General features: G+C 38.6%; 15 protein-coding genes. 3 read left to right on the forward strand and 12 right to left on the reverse strand.

All coding sequences use genetic code 11. The features are described 5' to 3' along the window. The first annotated feature begins 147 nt into the window (after positions 1 to 147). A complete protein-coding gene (locus tag IPJ83_10870; GenBank protein MBK7881044.1) occupies positions 148 to 3,042 on the forward strand; it encodes a S8 family serine peptidase in 2,895 nt (964 codons plus the stop codon). 59 nt (positions 3,043 to 3,101) lie between these two features. Here IPJ83_10870 and IPJ83_10875 read toward each other — a convergent pair whose 3' ends face one another. The 11 genes from IPJ83_10875 to IPJ83_10925 form a co-directional block, all read right to left on the reverse strand. Next, entirely contained in the window at positions 3,102 to 4,385 is a 1,284-nt protein-coding gene (locus IPJ83_10875) for a hypothetical protein (protein MBK7881045.1), read from the reverse strand. Positions 4,386 to 4,443: 58 nt separating this feature from the next. Beyond that, positions 4,444 to 5,463 carry a DUF4340 domain-containing protein gene (locus IPJ83_10880; GenBank protein ID MBK7881046.1) on the reverse strand — a complete coding sequence of 340 codons (1,020 nt, stop codon included), beginning with the start codon at positions 5,461 to 5,463 and terminating at the stop codon, positions 4,444 to 4,446. After that, positions 5,460 to 7,169, reverse strand: coding sequence for a gliding motility-associated ABC transporter substrate-binding protein GldG (gene gldG / locus IPJ83_10885; protein MBK7881047.1), 1,710 nt, complete (start codon positions 7,167 to 7,169; stop codon positions 5,460 to 5,462). The genes IPJ83_10880 and gldG overlap by 4 nt, the downstream gene beginning before the upstream one ends. 2 nt (positions 7,170 to 7,171) lie before the next feature. Then, positions 7,172 to 7,903 (reverse strand): gliding motility-associated ABC transporter permease subunit GldF, encoded by a 732-nt coding sequence (gldF, locus tag IPJ83_10890; GenBank protein ID MBK7881048.1) that lies wholly within the window; start codon positions 7,901 to 7,903, stop codon positions 7,172 to 7,174. A 3-nt stretch (positions 7,904 to 7,906) separates the two neighbouring features. Then, a complete protein-coding gene (gene gldA / locus IPJ83_10895) occupies positions 7,907 to 8,827 on the reverse strand; it encodes a gliding motility-associated ABC transporter ATP-binding subunit GldA (protein MBK7881049.1) in 921 nt (306 codons plus the stop codon). Between the two features lie 37 nt (positions 8,828 to 8,864). Further along, a complete protein-coding gene (truB, locus tag IPJ83_10900) occupies positions 8,865 to 9,698 on the reverse strand; it encodes a tRNA pseudouridine(55) synthase TruB (GenBank protein ID MBK7881050.1) in 834 nt (277 codons plus the stop codon). Beyond that, complete coding sequence (locus tag IPJ83_10905; protein ID MBK7881051.1) at positions 9,596 to 10,396, reverse strand: undecaprenyl-diphosphate phosphatase; 801 nt, start codon at positions 10,394 to 10,396, stop codon at positions 9,596 to 9,598. Before IPJ83_10905 ends, truB begins: the two co-directional genes overlap by 103 nt. 3 nt (positions 10,397 to 10,399) lie before the next feature. After that, on the reverse strand, positions 10,400 to 10,711 hold the full coding sequence (locus tag IPJ83_10910; protein MBK7881052.1) for a DUF3098 domain-containing protein: 312 nt from the start codon (positions 10,709 to 10,711) through the stop codon (positions 10,400 to 10,402). 8 nt (positions 10,712 to 10,719) lie between these two features. Continuing rightward, positions 10,720 to 11,559: a hypothetical protein gene (locus IPJ83_10915; protein ID MBK7881053.1), complete on the reverse strand. Its 840-nt coding sequence runs from the start codon at positions 11,557 to 11,559 to the stop codon at positions 10,720 to 10,722. A 72-nt stretch (positions 11,560 to 11,631) separates the two neighbouring features. Continuing rightward, a complete protein-coding gene (locus IPJ83_10920) occupies positions 11,632 to 12,783 on the reverse strand; it encodes a glycosyltransferase (GenBank protein MBK7881054.1) in 1,152 nt (383 codons plus the stop codon). Next, complete coding sequence (locus IPJ83_10925) at positions 12,774 to 14,042, reverse strand: cytochrome-c peroxidase (GenBank protein MBK7881055.1); 1,269 nt, start codon at positions 14,040 to 14,042, stop codon at positions 12,774 to 12,776. The genes IPJ83_10920 and IPJ83_10925 overlap by 10 nt, the downstream gene beginning before the upstream one ends. A 248-nt stretch (positions 14,043 to 14,290) precedes the next feature. Here IPJ83_10925 and IPJ83_10930 point away from each other — a divergent pair, with 248 nt between their 5' ends. Both IPJ83_10930 and IPJ83_10935 read left to right on the forward strand, forming a co-directional pair. Beyond that, entirely contained in the window at positions 14,291 to 15,616 is a 1,326-nt protein-coding gene (locus tag IPJ83_10930; GenBank protein MBK7881056.1) for an APC family permease, read from the forward strand. A 96-nt stretch (positions 15,617 to 15,712) separates the two neighbouring features. Beyond that, positions 15,713 to 16,873: a PLP-dependent transferase gene (locus IPJ83_10935; protein MBK7881057.1), complete on the forward strand. Its 1,161-nt coding sequence runs from the start codon at positions 15,713 to 15,715 to the stop codon at positions 16,871 to 16,873. Here the strand turns inward: IPJ83_10935 and IPJ83_10940 are convergent. Then, positions 16,870 to 17,520, reverse strand: a complete 651-nt coding sequence (locus tag IPJ83_10940) for a nicotinamide mononucleotide transporter (protein ID MBK7881058.1) — start codon at positions 17,518 to 17,520, stop codon at positions 16,870 to 16,872. The genes IPJ83_10935 and IPJ83_10940 overlap by 4 nt on opposite strands. Between the last annotated feature and the right edge of the window lie 65 nt (positions 17,521 to 17,585).

Genomic DNA, 17,585 nt, shown 5'->3' on the forward strand with positions numbered 1-17,585 from the left:
TATAACAAATAATTGATATTTGTATATAGTTGGTAAGTTTATTTAATATATTTATGGGATATGCTTAATGTGGTATGTATCTTGTAGGGAGATTTGCTTATTCCAATTTTCATGACAGGTTACCGGTATTTTGTTTTATTCTTTTTTTTGTGTTTTACTTTCTTGTATTCCTGGCAATTACCTGCTCAGTTGCTTACCCACAGACAAGGGGAACTAATTGTAAAACTCAGCACTAATGCTGATCCCAAGCTTTTCCTTAAAAACAGATTAAAGTCAAGATCCAATTCCGGTGAAATCAGGCTAAAGAAAGTCTTGTCTGAAGATTGGAACATCATTTTACTGGAATTCGATTACGCCGCCTACAGTGCGGACTATTTCATTTCCGAGTTATCCAAGGATCCTCAAGTTCTGGCCATACAAAAGAACAAAATATTATATCCAAGAAAATCCCCCAACGATACCTACTTTTTCAGGCAGTGGCATCATTTGAATACCGGTTCTGAAGGTGGGCTTCCAGGCGTTGATTTTGATTCGGACCTGGCCTGGGATCTGAACACCGGAGGCATGACAGAGCTTGGGGATACCATCGTCCTTTGTGTAATAGACGATGGTTTGGACATTGCGCACTATGATATTAAGGGAAATCTATGGAGAAACTATGGTGAGATACCGGATAATAAATTGGATGACGACCAGAACGGTTATGTGGATGATTATTATGGCTGGAATAGTTACAAAGATGGTGGAATTTTTGATCCAGGATTTCATGGTACACCGGTTTGTGGCATTGCAGCAGCAACAGGGAATAACAATTTGGGTGTTTGTGGTATCAATTGGAAGGTAAAGTTAATGTTTGTTGCCGGAGGAGGAGATGAGGCCAATGCCATATTATCCTATTCCTATCCATGGAAAGCAAGAAAAACATACAACCAGAGCAATGGAAAGCAAGGAGCTTTTGTAGTGGCTACCAATACTTCCTGGGGGTCTGATTATGGAAAGCCTGAGGAGGCTCCGATATGGTGTGCGGTTTATGATTCCCTAGGTACGGTTGGTATTTTGAATGCAGCATCCACGACCAATTTGGATTTGAACGTAGATGAGGATGGAGATCTGCCCACAACCTGTGAAAGTGATTACCTCATTACAGTCACCAGTATGGATTGGTTTGATCAAAAAGATCCAACTGCTGGTTACGGTGTAAAATCTATTGATATCGGCGCATATGGTGAAAATGTTTATACCATCAGTCCATCCAATGGCTTGAGAAGTTTTTCAGGAACAAGTGCTGCCGCGCCACAGGTATCCGGAGCAATTGCTTTGTTATACAGTATTCCATGTAACAATCTTGCACAGCTCGCCCATTCGGATCCTGGCGCAGCCGCCTTGTCTGTTAAATCACTTTTAATATCCAACAGCAAAAAGAACAGTTCCCTCCAGGGCATTACGGTAAGTGGGGGAGTCATGAATATAGGTTCTGCCGCCAATGGCATCCAACCATTTGAATTGCATAGTGAAATCAACAGCATTGAATTCAGAAGAACCGTTCCTCTTGGTTTGTTGCCTGTAAGCGTGGAGTTGAGGAAAAAAGGGGCAACGAACTGGTCGCTACAGCAAGCTTTTTCGGACAGTACTCTTGTGTTTAATAACCTCGATTTTTGTACAGAATATGAATTTAGAATCAAAGGAGGTTGCATTCGTTTCAAGGAGGTTTATTCACCTGTTCAATCTATTTGGACAGAAGGTTGCTGTCAATCTCCGGATCGCCTTTCGGTCAGAACGGCTGGAAATGATTTTGTAACCGTCAATCTTCGTCATTCGGTTAACCATAAAAGGATTGCATATGTGATTAGAAAGCGATTTGATGTAAAGGTGGATACCATATTCATGGAGCATAATATTGGTGATGAAATCAACATAAACGGTTTGCTGCCTTGTCAACAATATGAATGCAACTTTTATAGTTTTTGTGATCCGGAATGGTCAGTAATAAGTGAGACATTGATCATCCAAACTGAAGGTTGTGGCCAATGTACAGACATCTCTTATTGTAAGCGCAACAGACCACAATCTAATTTTGAATGGATAGAATCTATTGCCGTAGATAATATTTTATTTAACACGGGAAATAATCTTGGATATGGCAATTATACCGGATCTCCTAATCAGTGGGTGCTGGACAAATGGCAGTCACATATTTTAAAACTCGTTCCCGGGTTTGCAGATGACAGCAGCACGATGCATATGGTAGCCTGGTTGGATTACAATCAGAATGGCATATTTGAAGCCATAGAAAATATCATTCCTACAGATTATAAAAGCAACGGTGAAGCATTATTTAATTTTAATATTCCGCCAGAAGCAAAGGACGGTTACACCAGGTTTCGGGTAATGCTTAAGTATGCTGAAAACAATATTGAAGCTCCGGGACCTTGTAGTCAGGGCTTGGAGTTTGGAGAATATGAAGATTATTGTATACTCATAACTAATGGTTCATGCGGTTCGCTTTTTGATGTGCAATTTGCAGGCAGCACCAAAAACACAGCTGTCATTGATTACAAAAAAATCAATGACAATGATCTCGTCTATTATCAATACCGAAAATTATATGAGCCCGATTGGACAAAATCAAATACAAGGGCCTCCATGGTATTTTTGACCGGACTGGATTCCTGCAGTGACTATGAAATCAGGCTGGGCGTATTGTGTAACCTAAATTTTACTCCACAAATTTCCTTAAAATTTAAAACTTCAGGGTCTTCCTGCCTTACCGGTAATGAGAATCCTGCAGATCCTTCCAAATTGCCCATGATTTATCCGAATCCCTTTCAAAATTATTTTGTGGTTGAATTGGGTCCTGAGGATTTAAATCCTGAATTTGAGGTGTTCCACCTCATCGGAACAAAAATTCCTGTGCAAGCAACCCCATTGGGTGAACATAAATGGCGAATGGATATGGAGCCGATTCATGGGGTTTGTTTATTGAAAATTAGTCTGCCTGGAAAAGTTCCAATCCTTCGAAAGATGTTAAATACGAAGAAATAATTTTTTTTTGTATGAAAATTATTTGGGTCCATGGCTGCAAGATTTTTTTTAATTCAGATTTATTCATGATCTCTTACATTCAAAATCGCACTTTCTAAAAGGGAATCTGTTTTTATTTGTGGCAGGGCTTGATGGTCAATTGTATTGCTTGTCAGATCAGGTTGACCTGCATCCGTCCAAGCACTCATCCATACAGAGCCAATGGATAAAATGCAGGATCTAAATCGTCTTTCAACCTGTCTGTCCAAGGTAGTGTGATAGCTTGCTGCATAATCTTTGCACGGAAGTTTGGTCACTGCGCCCAATCTCATTTCAAAACAATATTGTTGGTCCGACGGAGTGGTTTGACTCAGGCTCTTTTCGAACCTTAGCACACTGTCTACACACTGATGACTGTCCTCAATGATTTTCCAGAAATAGGACCTTATATCCCGGATGTATACAGCGTGTCCCACCACAAAATCGAAATCCTGTTCTGCAAAAAGTTCGGGAATCCTACTTTCCCAGAATGCATGTATGCCTGTTTGATTACTGAGTTGGCCATTGTAATTTTTTGTAGTGTGGAGTGGGACATGGGCATCTCCAATATAATGTCCAATGTCTGATGAAAGTTTTAAAATTTTCTCTACATCTTTTTCTTGAAAAGCTTTGACCAGACGCTTGTAAATCTGGGGTAAAAAATAGGGTAAAATGCCATGAGGACTGAAATGGTCTATAATATGCATTTTGTAATTCCCAAGATTTGCAGTTGGAAAAAGTTTTGCAACCAGATCAGTTTCAATGATCCAATTTTCATCTTCGTGATTCATCCATGCATATTCTAACAACCATTCTTTCAATAGGGGTAGTTCAATCCCATCCCGATATTCCAAAAAATTATTCTTAAAGGAGTGGGTAAATTTTAATTCTTTATAATTGATATCCGGGCATTCTATTTTTTCAAAAACCAAAACACTGTCCAGATTTTTAAAAAGTTTTATCTCAGAGGATTGAAGAATGCAGTCCAAAAGATCATCCGGCAAATTAAGATGAATTTCTTTTTTCCACTGGTCTAGATCTATGTAATGACGAATGGCTTCACCTTTGATGGCATACCTTCTTTTGTCCGGATCAACTGCATGGTGGCTGATGTATTCTAAGTTGGTTTTATAGAATTCTATCATTGCGGCAGGCAAAGTAAAAACCGCAAGCTTATTGAGCAGTTTATGGGCATAAAATCCCCAGGTAGTATTGGAATCTAAATTAGTGTGAACCTTGTTGTTAAATCCAAAACAAGGGATCAGTGCGATGGATATTACTAGATAAATTCTATGCAGTCCAAGCTGCAAACAGGGATGTTTCATAAAAGGGTGTTGTGTTATAAAAAATTGGCTTCCTGTAGCCGATGTAAAGATAATAAACCTATTGAATAGGGCGGAGCTCCTGGAAAGTTTTTAAAACAGCAGATGCCTGATTTATTTGCAACAGAAGAAAATCACCATCGCTCCGGTTGACAAACAAGCGAAAAAACTTTTTGCTTGCAAGATATTCCGGACTTAAATCAATGGGTTCTTCTTTTTCTTCATTGATCGGGTAGAAGCTCAGGATCAGAGAATCCGGCAGATTGGTTGATTTGATGGCAATTCTGCACCAGGGAATTTTAGTGCTGATCTGAGATCTTAATGGATTGGTATTTTCAAAGGCCTCTGTTTGTGCAATCAGAAGGTTTTCAAAATAAGAATCCAGTATTTTTTGATTCATATTTTGAACAAATTCATTTGGCGTTTGGCCTTTTGCTAATTTTAAGCCATTTCCAGATTTGGTTATTAAAAATGATGAGGAAGGTTCATATGGGTAATCAACACTAACGCCACTCAGATTTTCTTTTTCCATTGGGACCAAAGAGCGGTCTCTCCAATCTTCCAACTTAATGTCGTATCGGTGTCTAATGTTGGAGTTGAGTTTATCTAAATGCATCACATATGGCTGCCTTGCATTATCCATGAGAAAATAAACTCCGGATTCATCTTCGGTTACACCCCCAACGTAGTAGGTTTTAAATGGCTTGTCCGATGTTGTATAAATTTCTACTTTGAGTCCTATGCTTGCGATATCATTCATGATTACAGGGTATGCCGCTCTTGGCGGAATAGACTTAAGTGAAACTTTTTGCAGGACGTCTAAAAGGTTTTCAATGGTATTGTTAAAGGCTAAATATTTTTTATTCACGTACCATTTGCGATTTATTTTTTCAAGGGTGATAGGTTCTCCATTTTTTTTTGCCAGAAAAATTTTAGTCACCTGGTCTATATCTTTAACGGCAAATTCTCTGTCGGAGGTATCAATGGAAGTTTTGCTGTTTTTATAATTCAGAAAATACCAGGACAATCCACCCAGGCAAATAAAAATCAGTAACCAGATCAAGGTGTTTTTTTGTTTCATGCGTTTAGGGGTTTGATGTATTTTTTTCCACGTATAAATTGGTTTATGAGACCAAAAATGATCAGTAAAATTATAGGTAAGCCAATATTAAAGAATTGCCATTTGTTTTTTTCTTTCTCAGCCTTTACCTTATCCAACATTCTTAATTTAATTTCCTTTGCTCTAGCGCTGAGCACATTATCCGGTGCAATCATGTATTCTATGCTGTTGAGTATAAAATCCTTGTTGCCATTAAAACTGGTTTTTTCCCATTTATTGTAACCCAGCGGTGCAAATTTTCCGGTTTCTTTATCGTATAAATTACGAATGAGATCCCCATCTGCTACCAACAAAATGGATGTATTACTTGATCTTGCCTTGTATTCCATGCCCAGGCCGGCGAGTTGAGCTTTGAGTTCCTCACTTACTCTGTTTTCAAATAAGGAAGAAAATTCACCTTCCACCAAAATGCCAATTGGGAGGAATGGTTTATTGAATTTATCCGGATCTGCTTTGTAGCGTAAGATGTCAAATCCAACCTTCATTGGGGATAACTGATAGCGACTATATTGGGAAGACTGAATCAGTACTGTTTTTTTTAATGGTGTTTTAGTCTTTAGGGTATCAACAGAGGAAGGAAACTCAAGGCTGATTCTGTCAATATTGTTTACAATGGGGTGTGTAGATTTTGAAGCAACCAAAGGATGATAGTACCACGGAAATAATTCTATCTGGGGCTTACCACCTTGGTTACCTATGACTTGAGGGATTCTGCTGCATTCGAGATCCAAAACCAAATTTGGTTCAATGCGAAGTCCATATTCAAAAAATAAATCAGAAAGGTTGATATCGAGCGGTTCAGGGATGAATTCTGTTCTGGTACTTAAAGTGTCTAAAGACATACACATACCATCCACCATATAGATTATCTTGCCACCATTCATCACATACTGATCCAAGGCAAACTTATTCTTTTCTGAAAATGGTTTGGTTGGACGAGCAATAATGAGCAGATCAATTTCTTTCTTTAAATTGTAATTGCTGTCTAGATTAATGTAGCCAACATTATAGAAAGAACTGAGCTGGAGAACCAATGCTTTGGTTTGTTCTTTTTCTAATTCACCATGCCCAATGGAAATAAGAATATTTTTCTTTTCCTGTTGTTGCAATTTTTGCAGGGCATTGGCAAATTTGTATTCCAGTAAACTGATGGAATTGCTTAGATTAGTTTCCTGATCTTGATCTGCAGAATGTTCTAATAAGTTGATGGCAATTTTCTTTTCACCAAAAGAAAAAATAGCATAAGGATAAATTAATTGTTCTTTGTTTTCTGAACCTGTCCGTACCATTAAATTGGTAGGAACTAATCCGTCTTTTTTAAGTTCCTCTCTTCTTGCATTGATTTCCTGAATTGTTCCATCATTGGGATCTTCAAACTGATATTCAATGTAACCTGATTCCGCTCCAAACTGATCCAGTAATTCTTTGGTGCTTTGTTGAAGTCTTTTGAAACCCGCTGGAAAATCTCCTTCCAGCAAAACTCTGACCAATACCACATCCGGCACACTTCGGAGGATGTTTTTAGTGGAAGAAGTAAGTGTAAATCTCTTTTCTTCAGTTAGGTCCACCGATGTAAAAAAAAAGGATCCCAGCACATTGATAAAAATCAGTATGCCTACAAGCATGATCACTTTTAAAGAACCCTGGATGTTTTGTATAATACGCACGTTTAGAAAAATCTATTTTTTAACCAACTTATGTTAAGCCAAATGAATAATCCAATTAAACTTAAAAAATAAATAATGTCTCTACTATCAAGGCTTCCCCGGCTGATGGAATTGTAATGATAATCCATTCCGATTCTCTGGATGACATCGTCAGTTTTTCCAAAAAATATAGGGAGTTTACTGAAAAAGTAAAAGCCATAGTAAAAAATAAAAATCAAGCAAATAGCCAGGAGAAAAGCTATGATCTGGTTTTTGGATACAGCCGAAATAAATAAGCCGATGGCAGTACAGGAGGCTGCTAAAAAGAGCAGGCCTATGTAGGATCCTATTACAGCACCTGTATCCATATTTCCAACGGGAGATCCAAGTTGATATACCGAATAGAAATAGAACAGGGTGGGAAGTAATGCAATCGCAACAAGGCCAAGACATGCAAAAAATTTGCCTAAAACAATCTGAGTTTCGGTGATGGGTTTAGTAATCAAAATTTCTAAGGTCCCATTTTGAATTTCTTCTGAAAATGATCTCATCGTTATGGCTGGAATCATAAACATGAAAATTATAGGTGCCATAATAAACAATTGGTCCAGGGAAGCATAATTAAAATATAGGATGCTGTAATCAGGGAATACCCACATCATTAACCCCATGATCAAAATAAATATGCCAATTACAACATAGCCAATGAGCAGACTAAAAAAGCCGGAAATTTCTTTTCTAAAAATCGTCCACATGTTCTATTCCTTTGTCGTTGATTTAGTCAGCAAACTGAACACTTCTTCTACACTGTTTTTGTCCTTATTCATTTCGTAGATGATCCAATTATTTTGTACGCTAAAATTAAACAATAATCCACGCAAATCCTCACTGGAGCTTGAATACAGGGTGTATCGCGCTTTTCCATTGGTTTTAACCGACTGCACACCGGGTATGTTTTTTAGTAAATCAACCGGAACTTCTTTATTGAATTCCACATGGACGATTTGTCTTCCGGTAAGTTTCTCCTGCAACATATCGATAGGGTCATCTGCGACAATGTTACCGTTGTTAATAATGATGACGCGATCGCAAAGTGCTTTAACCTCCTGCATGATGTGGGTGGAAAATATCAGGGTTTTTTCTTTGCCGAAATTTCTGATTAAATCTCTTATATCCTGTATCTGATTTGGATCCAGGCCACTGGTTGGTTCGTCTAATATCAGAACTTCAGGATCATGCAACAAGGCCTGACTTAGTCCTACTCTTTGGCGGTATCCTTTGGAAAGAGAGCCTATTAATTTATTTTGCTCTTTCGTGAGACCGGTCATTTCAATGAGTTCCTCTACCCGTTTGGATGGATTTTGGATGTGGCTGATTTTTGCAAAAGTGAGCAGATACTCTCTAATGTACATGTCTTTGTACAAGGGATTGTGTTCCGGCAGATATCCAATTTTTCTTTTGGCTTCAATTGGGGATTCGGTCAAATCGAATCCACAAACTGAAGCCTTTCCAGAGCTAGGGTAGAGAAATCCTGTGAGGATTTTCATGGTGGTGGTTTTACCTGCTCCGTTTGGACCTAGAAATCCAAGTATCTGGCCTTTTTCTGCGGTAAAACTGATACCATTCAAAGCCCTTTGGCTACCATAAATTTTAACTAGATCTTCGACTTGAATGGACATAGGTACGAGTTCGTTTTCCTGACAAAGTTAGAACGAATCAGGGCTCCAAAGGTGGATTAAAGGGATTAAGAATTTTGATCAGTTCATCCAATTCCCAGGCGTCCTCCAAAGCGTATTCACCAATTTTTTGCCTGGTTAAAGCAGAAAGGTAAGCGGCATTTCCCAGTCTGCGCCCAAATTCGTGGGCTATTGAGCGAATGTAGGTTCCTTTTGTGCAATGAATGCTGAAGCCGATCCGTGGAAAATGTTCAGTGTTTATGGTCATTTCAGAGATATAAATGGGTTTAGCAGCCAAAACTACCTCTTCTCCGTTCCTGGCCAGTGTATATGCTCTTTTGCCTCCTATCTTAACGGCAGAATGGGCTGGGGGCACTAATTCCTGATAGCCAAGAAATGATTTTCTACAATTTTCCAATGCATCCAGGCTTATGCCTGTTGGATCGGCAAATTCGATTACTTCTGTTTCTAGATCATAACTTGGCGTTGAAGCACCCAATGTGAAATGTCCGGTATAATGTTTCTCACGGGCTTGATAATCATCTATTTTTTTTGTCATTCTGCCGGTACACAATATCAACAACCCGGATGCTAAAGGGTCGAGCGTGCCGGCGTGCCCAATTTTTATTTTTTGTTTTGATGATCGCCAAATGGCTCTTTTAATGCGGTCCACAACAAAAAATGAGGTCATCCGCAATGGCTTGTTTACAAGAAAAACAGCTCCTGTAGATAAATCAATTTCTTGAATATTTTTGGGTGTTGCGATCAGTGTTAACGATTTAAAAGCAAATAAATGATTAATCCTGCACCCAGGACGATACAATACCAGGCAAAATAATTCATTTTGGTATTTCTTACCAATGTCAACATCCATCCACATGCCAGCACGCCGGTAACAAATGCGGTTACAAATCCCAACAATACGGCAGAAAGTGAATAAGAAGAAACCATCATCCCTCCTTCCATGATATCCTTTGCAATTTTACCCAGAATTAATGGTACTACCATCAAAAAAGAAAAGCTGATCGCCTCATTTCGCTCAAAATTGGTAAGACTTGCAGTGGCAATTGTACTTCCAGACCTGCTGATTCCGGGAAGTATGGCTACGGCCTGACTGATCCCCATCATAAAAGATTTCCAATTGCTATTTGACCCTGTGGCTAAAGTTCTGTAATGCCCAAGCATAAGGATCAGACCATTAGTAAAGATCATGCAGGCGACAAACATGATTTTTCCATTGAATAACTCGCTAACCTGTTTTTCAAAAAACAGTCCTACAATTGCAGCGGGTATCATGGAAATTAGGATATGGGTGCTAAAAGTTTTTGAAGTTTTATCTGAAGAGTTGAATAGACCTTTTATCAATTCCAATATTCTTTTCCTAAACACAAATAGGATACTCAAGGCAGTTGCCATGTGAAGAATCACTGTCAGCTGGAGGCTATCCACGGCAGAAGAATGGTCCCCCAAAAAATATTTGGCCAACTCAAGATGCCCATCTGAACTTACCGGTAAAAATTCCGTCAATCCCTGAACGATGCCAAGGATCAGAATAATCAGATATTCAGACATAAATTAGTCTTTGAAAATTGCATAAACCTGCACAGCAAGTCCAGCAATGATAAAAATAGGTGCAACTACAGTTCTTCTTGTAGAATAGATTATACTTTCATCCCAAACATCAGGGGAAGGCATCCATCCTCCTGACATCAACAATAAACCTAATGCGATCAAGCCGAGGCCTATCAATACAATCTTAATATGAGATTTACCATAGGTCATCTCATTGGATTTGTTGAATTTTAAAGAAGAAATAACTTTTTGTGTATCCATTTCTCCAGCAGAATTGGATTTTATGGGTGCTTTTTTTGATTTCGATTCTCCCATGATTGATTTTATTTGTTAAGATATGAATTTAGTGCCCGACGTATCCCCATAATGTGCAAAGTTGGCCCAATTACCAATAAAACGAGCATAACCAACACAAAATTTTTCAGATCAATTAAATTATATATCCAAGGTGATAGGTAAAATAATGCCAATAAGGCTAGTCCCATGAGTCCAATAGCCATTAATGCGCTGGCTACTCCATGAGTAATGGCTATACGGATATATGGTTTCGTAATCTTTTCTTCTGTGCTGCCTAAAAGGCGCCACAGTTGAATGATTTCAAATTTTGTACGGATGTACACCCTAACCAGGTATCCTGTAACCAAAAAGGCCAGAATGGCAGTTAGCAAGGTTATGAAGATGAATACAGTTTTTATTTTGCCAAGGCTTTTTGCCAATTCAGGTTTTAAAGCCACATGGTCACCAGCCACATTTACAATCGATTGTGTCCTAAGGTGTTCCTGGATTTTTTGGATGGTGGCTTCTTGATCTTGTTTGGGATCCAGTCCAATCCAAATGATGTCAAAAAAAGGGTTTTCTCCGGGGGTTAATGCAATATCCACGCGTGGATCGGATGTCATTTCCTTTAAGGCTTCTTCCTTAGTAATTAGCTGCAAGCTTCCAGATACAATTCCGGATTGACTGTTCAGCCAGTTTTTTAACACTTCAAAGGAATCGGTAGCATAGTTTTTTCTTAATTCTATGATATAGGGAGTCTCTGTGCTGATTCTGTCTTCAAGCCGAACACTGTGGATAAAGGCAAGTAATGCCAGTCCCAGTAAAGAGAATACCAAGGCTACAGCCAGGACATGCATAAAGGTACTCGTTCCACTATCTGCTCGCAAAGTAAAGTTTTGGCAAAGGTATTATATTATAATAAGTTATATATATTTATTTTAATGAAAGATGCGGAGGCTTTAGACTTTCTGCTCCAGAGTTTGAATCAGTCTAACCAGCTTTGGGGATTCATTTTCCCAAATTAAAACATTCGAAGCTTGTTTACAGGCCAGAAACATAACACTATAGTGATCGTCTTGCTCCAATGATCGAACCGCAGCAGAAATTTCTTCCGGGGTACAGTCCAATAAAAGAATACCTACTGCAAATTCAGCAGTCAGGTTTTTATATTCCGGATAATTCATATGAAGTGCAGGTAAACCTGCCTGGATGTAATCAAAGGTTTTGTTTGCCAGGGAATAGTAATAATTCAAACTTTTCCCTTCCAGTAAATTGATTCCTAGGTAGGCTTTGGAATTAATTTTGCTTAATTCTTCCGGAGATAGTTTGCCAAAGAATTTGACCCGCTCAGATAAATTTAGTTTCAATACGAGTTCATGTAATTGATCTGAAATATCCCCGTCACCAGCAATCCATAATTGGTATTCAGGCAATAAACGTAAAGCCTGAATGGTCAGTTCAAGACCTCTGCCTATATTCAGGACCCCTTGATACCAAATAACTTTTTGTCTATTGGTAAAAGATTCCGGGAAGTTCTTTTTTATTGGAAGATTGCGAATGGAATGAAATTTGACTTTGTATTTTTGGCTTAGAACTTCTGCCAGGATTGGTGCTACTGTAAGGCATAAATCGGCATTGGATGTGCCCCATTTTATAATGTGAGACCAGGTTTTTTGTATCAAATTTTTACCGATTATCTCAGGGCTTTCTTCAAAGAATTCATGTGCATCAAAAATGAGTTTACCTCCTTTTATTTTTTTAAAAGTAGAGGAAGCCAACAGGGTATCTGCATCGACTGCATAAACCCAATTTGGGGATATGGAAAGTAACTTCCAGAACAAACGCAGATTGTATTCCGCATAGAACAGGAAAGAAGAGGAGAACCAAGTCCTTATTAAAATATTAGTGATAGATTGTTTTTGATCCTTGTTTGGTGATGGTGTGGATTGTTTTTTCTTCGATTTGTTTCGGCTAAGAATGGTTATTTGGTAACCCATTGCACGCAGAGTACCGGAAACTCTTTGCAGTCGCTGGTCAAAACCAAAATCTGAAGTGGTGGTAATACAAATTGAAATAGGTTTCAATTTTAAATGTGCTTTGTTTAGCGACATCCCAGTTGTTGTTTACTGAGTTTGTCGGCATTAGGAAAACAAAAACCCGAAGGTACTGATTTGGGTTCATATCTTTTGAGGTCGGGATCGTGTAGGGCATTTTCAATAAAATCCGTAAGAGCAATAATTTCATCTTCCCGGAGGCCCAAGGGAACAAAAAAGGAAGACAGATTTTTTGTGGGCACCATATGGTTCTCAGGAATGGCATTATTCTTATACCTGATGACCTCTTCTACCGAACAAAAACTGCCACCATGTCCCAAAAATCCTGCGTCTTTCAGATTGTATAATTGAGGAACCTTAAAACAGTACATGTCGGCTTCTTTTTTTGTAAATCCACCTCTGCCAAGGTGGTGGTCATCCAGACTGTCCTTTAAAATGATGGATTTTAAATTGAAATCATTCATCCCAAGGGCATGAAAACTCATGGAGTTTAGTGCTGGACCTGTGTGACAGTTGTAACATTTTGCCTTGCCAAAAAAAAGACATGCACCTTTGATTTGCTTGGGACTTAAGGCCAGGCTGTCTCCCTTGAGCCATAGCTGAAAGGGTGCTTTATTACTCAGCACAACTCTTTCAAAGGCTGCTATAGCCTTAGCCATACTGATTCTGCGATATTTCAGGTTAGGGTCAACCTGGGCAAAAGCAGTGTCGAATAAGGATTGGTAAATCGTCTTTGTAATTAATTCAGGACTCATCCTCATGCCATGTGCTTCAAGGGCAATTCGAGCTTGCGTTTCAACCCCTTGCATCCCAAGTCTGTTTAGTTCGGTAAAACTGCCTTTTGGCCATAAGCTGTCTGTACCTGTATTTGGGCCGGTAGCGCCAAACTTACCGCTCCATAATTGAACCTCCTGATAAGCACAATTGACAATACTTGGGGTGCGTATCATCTGGACATCCATTTCCGACGTATCACAAAGAGGATGTTTGTGTCTGGAAAAACCAAAACCACGACCACCTCCGGCTATACTTTGTATAATTCCAGCCTGAAAACCTGCATCCGCAAAGTGACAGGTAGCACAGGAAAAAGTTCTTGCTGCCGCGATACACTTTGGGTTGAAGGATATTGCGGGATCGAAAAAAAGGAATTTTCCAAGTTCAACTTTATCTGCTGTAATAAGATTGCCGGTATCCTGAGGAATATTTTTGAAATCATCTGAATCAGGCAAGATATAAAAGTCTATTTTTTTAGTGGGTGAGCAATTTAATAATAATTCATTGAGCATTTGTGCGCTGGATAAATTATTTAATTGCACATTCTTGCATTGAAACAAACATAATGCTCCAAGACAATACCACATTAAATGAAAAGCCCACTTTCCCACTTCGCAAAAATAGACTATTTGTTATTGAAGTAAGAAAAGGATCTAAATATTCGATGGCAGCAGTTGGAGTTTGGGCCATTCGGGAATCAGGAATAAGAAATCGGATTAAAATATTGATATATTTACCCGTCTTTTTACAGGACTACATTCAACTCTTGGTATTTTAAAAAATTACGGTTATGTCTGTTCAAAAGTTAAATGCTTTTTCGTTAACCATGATTGTCATCGGTCTGGTTATTGGGATGGGAATTTTCAGGACAGCGTCAGATGCTGCAAAGGCATCCATTACACCGGAAGTCTTTTTTACAGCCTGGATACTTGGAGGTTTGGTGGCTCTTTGTGGAGCACTCACTTATGCTGAAATTGGATCAAGATATCCCATTACAGGTGGTTACTATAAAGTATTTTCCTATGCTTACCATCCATCGATTGCGTTTGCATTAAACTGTGTCATCATCATTTCAAACTCAGCTTCCTTGGCCGGGGTAGCATTGATTGGCAGCGATTATCTGGCTTCCGTTGTAGCGCCCGGGGGCATGACGGATGTCGGTAAGTCTTTTATCGCGATCACCGCAATATTGTTGTTTTATGGGGTAAATCTATTGGGTCTCAAAATGAGTTCAACAACACAGAATGTCTTAATGCTCATTAAAATTAGTTTATTGTTGCTAATCATATCTTCTGTTTTTTTATTGGTGCCATCCCTTCAATCCAACCATGATTCGGTTGCGCCTGTGAAGTCCATTGATTTTCTTCAATCTCTTGGTCTTGCGTTGGTGGCAATTTGTTTTACATACGGGGGGTACCAGCAGACCATCAATTTTGGGGAAGAGGTAGATAATGCAAAAAGAACAGTGCCAAGAGGAATTGTGACCGGAATTCTGATTGTAATTTCCTTGTACTTGATGACTAATTATGTTTATTACAAGGTCATTGGTTTTGACCAACTAAAAGAAGCCAGAGGGATAGCTTCTATAATCGGGGAAAAATTATTTGGCCCAATAGGAAAGACTATTTTTTCTCTATTGTTATTCACTGCAGTTTTAGCGTATGTCAATGTGCTTTTACTGTCCAATCCAAGAGTTATGTATGCCATGGCGGACGATCAGATTTTGCCACCGATTTTTAAAAAGAAATATGGGTCGCATGAAGTATTAACGGTAAGTCTCACCGCTTTTACAGTACTTACCATCATCATATTATTCTATGCCAATACTTTTGATCGCATTCTTGGATTTGTCATGTTTTTAGACAGCATTGGTATGGTTAGTTCGGCTGCTGCGTTATTTTATTTAAGAAGAAAAACACAGCACTTAAACGAAACTGGAATTTATCAAATGAAATGGTTTCCGTTACCAACATTATTTTTTATTGTTGCGTATTTATTTGTCAGCGGATCCATTTTGTTCAACACGCCAATGATGGCTCTTATTGGAACTGTAGTTTTTGTTGTGTTTTTAATTTTGTATTTTGTCATAAGGAAAAGCCGACAAATTGCTAATTAAGTCATCATGCTCCGGGTTTAGTGTAATGGATTTTAACTTAAATCAGCGATTCGTAAATAATTAAATTAACAGGAATTTTTTCAATAGCCAATAAGAATGAACGTATCGTATATCATTAATGAGTTAGGTGAGGATAGGGAAAATTATTTTCAATCCATAGCACCTCCAATAATACAGACCAGCAATTTTGCTTTCAGGTCAGTGCAGGAAATGCGGGAAAGATTTGAAGATGAATTCAGTGGTTACCTGTATTCGCGTGGATTAAATCCAACAGTGGATATATTAAGAAAAAAATTAGCAGCACTGGATGGCGCAGAGGATGCATTAGTGTTTAATTCGGGGGCAGCAGCAATCTACTCTGCTGTCGTTCCATTTTTACAACAAGGGGACCATATAATTTCTGTAAAAAATCCGTACACATGGGCACAAAAATTATTCGATTTACATCTGCCAAGATTTGGTGTAAAAACCAGTTATGTGGATGCAAGAGATGTTCATAATATTTGGCAGGCAGCTAATGATCAAACACGCATCATTTATTTGGAGTCCCCTAATAGTTGGGATTTTGCCATACAGGATTTGCGTGCTATTGCTACTGAGGCAAAGAGAAGAAATATTTTAACGGTTGTGGATAATTCATATTGTAGTCCGATTTACCAAAGGCCAATTGAAATGGGCATCGATTTATGTTTGCAATCTGCCACAAAGTATATTGGTGGTCACAGTGACGTAGTAGCAGGTGTTTTGTCCGGATCGAAAAAGCATATGAAGAAAATCTTTGATTTGGAATATCTGATGGCTGGAAACGGAATCCAACCATTTAATGCCTGGTTATTGATCAGAGGTTTGAGAACTCTACCCGCCAGATTGGAACGGATCACGCAAACAACAAGTAAAGTGGTAAACTTTATGAAGGGGCATCCAAAAGTGGAAGAAATGCTTTTTTCATTGGACGAGTCTTTTCCTCAGTACAACCTGGCGAAAAGTCAAATGTCAGGAGCTTGTGGGCTTTTTACCATCGTCGTCAAATGTCACTCTGCAGAAAAAATTGAGCAATTTTGTCAATCGCTGCAACGATTTTTGATGGCTGTAAGTTGGGGTGGACATGAAAGTTTGGTTATTCCAAGAATGGCAGGTGTGGCCAAATCTGCCTTTAATCCAGGTATGAGGGAGCACAGAATGATTAGGTTTTATGTAGGCTTAGAAGATGCAGATTATTTAATTGAGGATCTGCAACAAGCTATGGAAAAACTTTAAGAAACAGTAACCGCCTGTTTTAAATATTTTTCACGCCAGTGGTAAGCGCCATAAATCGCAAGACCTAAAAATATGATAAATTCCAATGCGACAAATACAATGTCTTTGGTGAAATACAAATAGATGCAAATCAAATCTACAACAATCCAAATGATCCAGTTTTCGAGAATTCTTCTTGCCAATAATGTATTGGCAATGATACTACCAATGGCTACAAAAGTATCCCAATAAGGGTATGCGGCCTGCTTTGGAAAAGTAGTTGGAAGCCAAACATGAAGTTGTGAGATCGCATAACCTAAAGTAAATGTCAGTATAGCACAAAGGACTGATAAATATATTTTCCAGGTATTGCTCAGAATTTTAATTGGCTCCTTGGTAAGCAGTTCTTTATCCCAAAAAAACCAACCATACAGGGATATTAAAAAAAAATAAATTTGCAGGAACATGTCTGAATACAATTGCACCTGATAAAAAATCAGAAAAAATAAAATAATGTTGACCAACCCAATTGGCCAAGTGAGGATGTTGGATTTGGCGGCAAGCCATACGCCTGCAATTCCAAAAATGGTTCCGACAAATTCCATGTAACTCACCGGGTAGCCCATTATATTAAATAAGGTATGGTCAACTTTAAAGAATTCCGACATGAATCAAGTTTGTAAATTGCAGGATTTGGGCTGTAGGATTGTTTTTAATATGCTCCACAAAATGA

It is taken from the genome of Candidatus Vicinibacter proximus, from assembly GCA_016713905.1.
Taxonomy (GTDB): domain Bacteria; phylum Bacteroidota; class Bacteroidia; order Chitinophagales; family Saprospiraceae; genus Vicinibacter; species Vicinibacter proximus.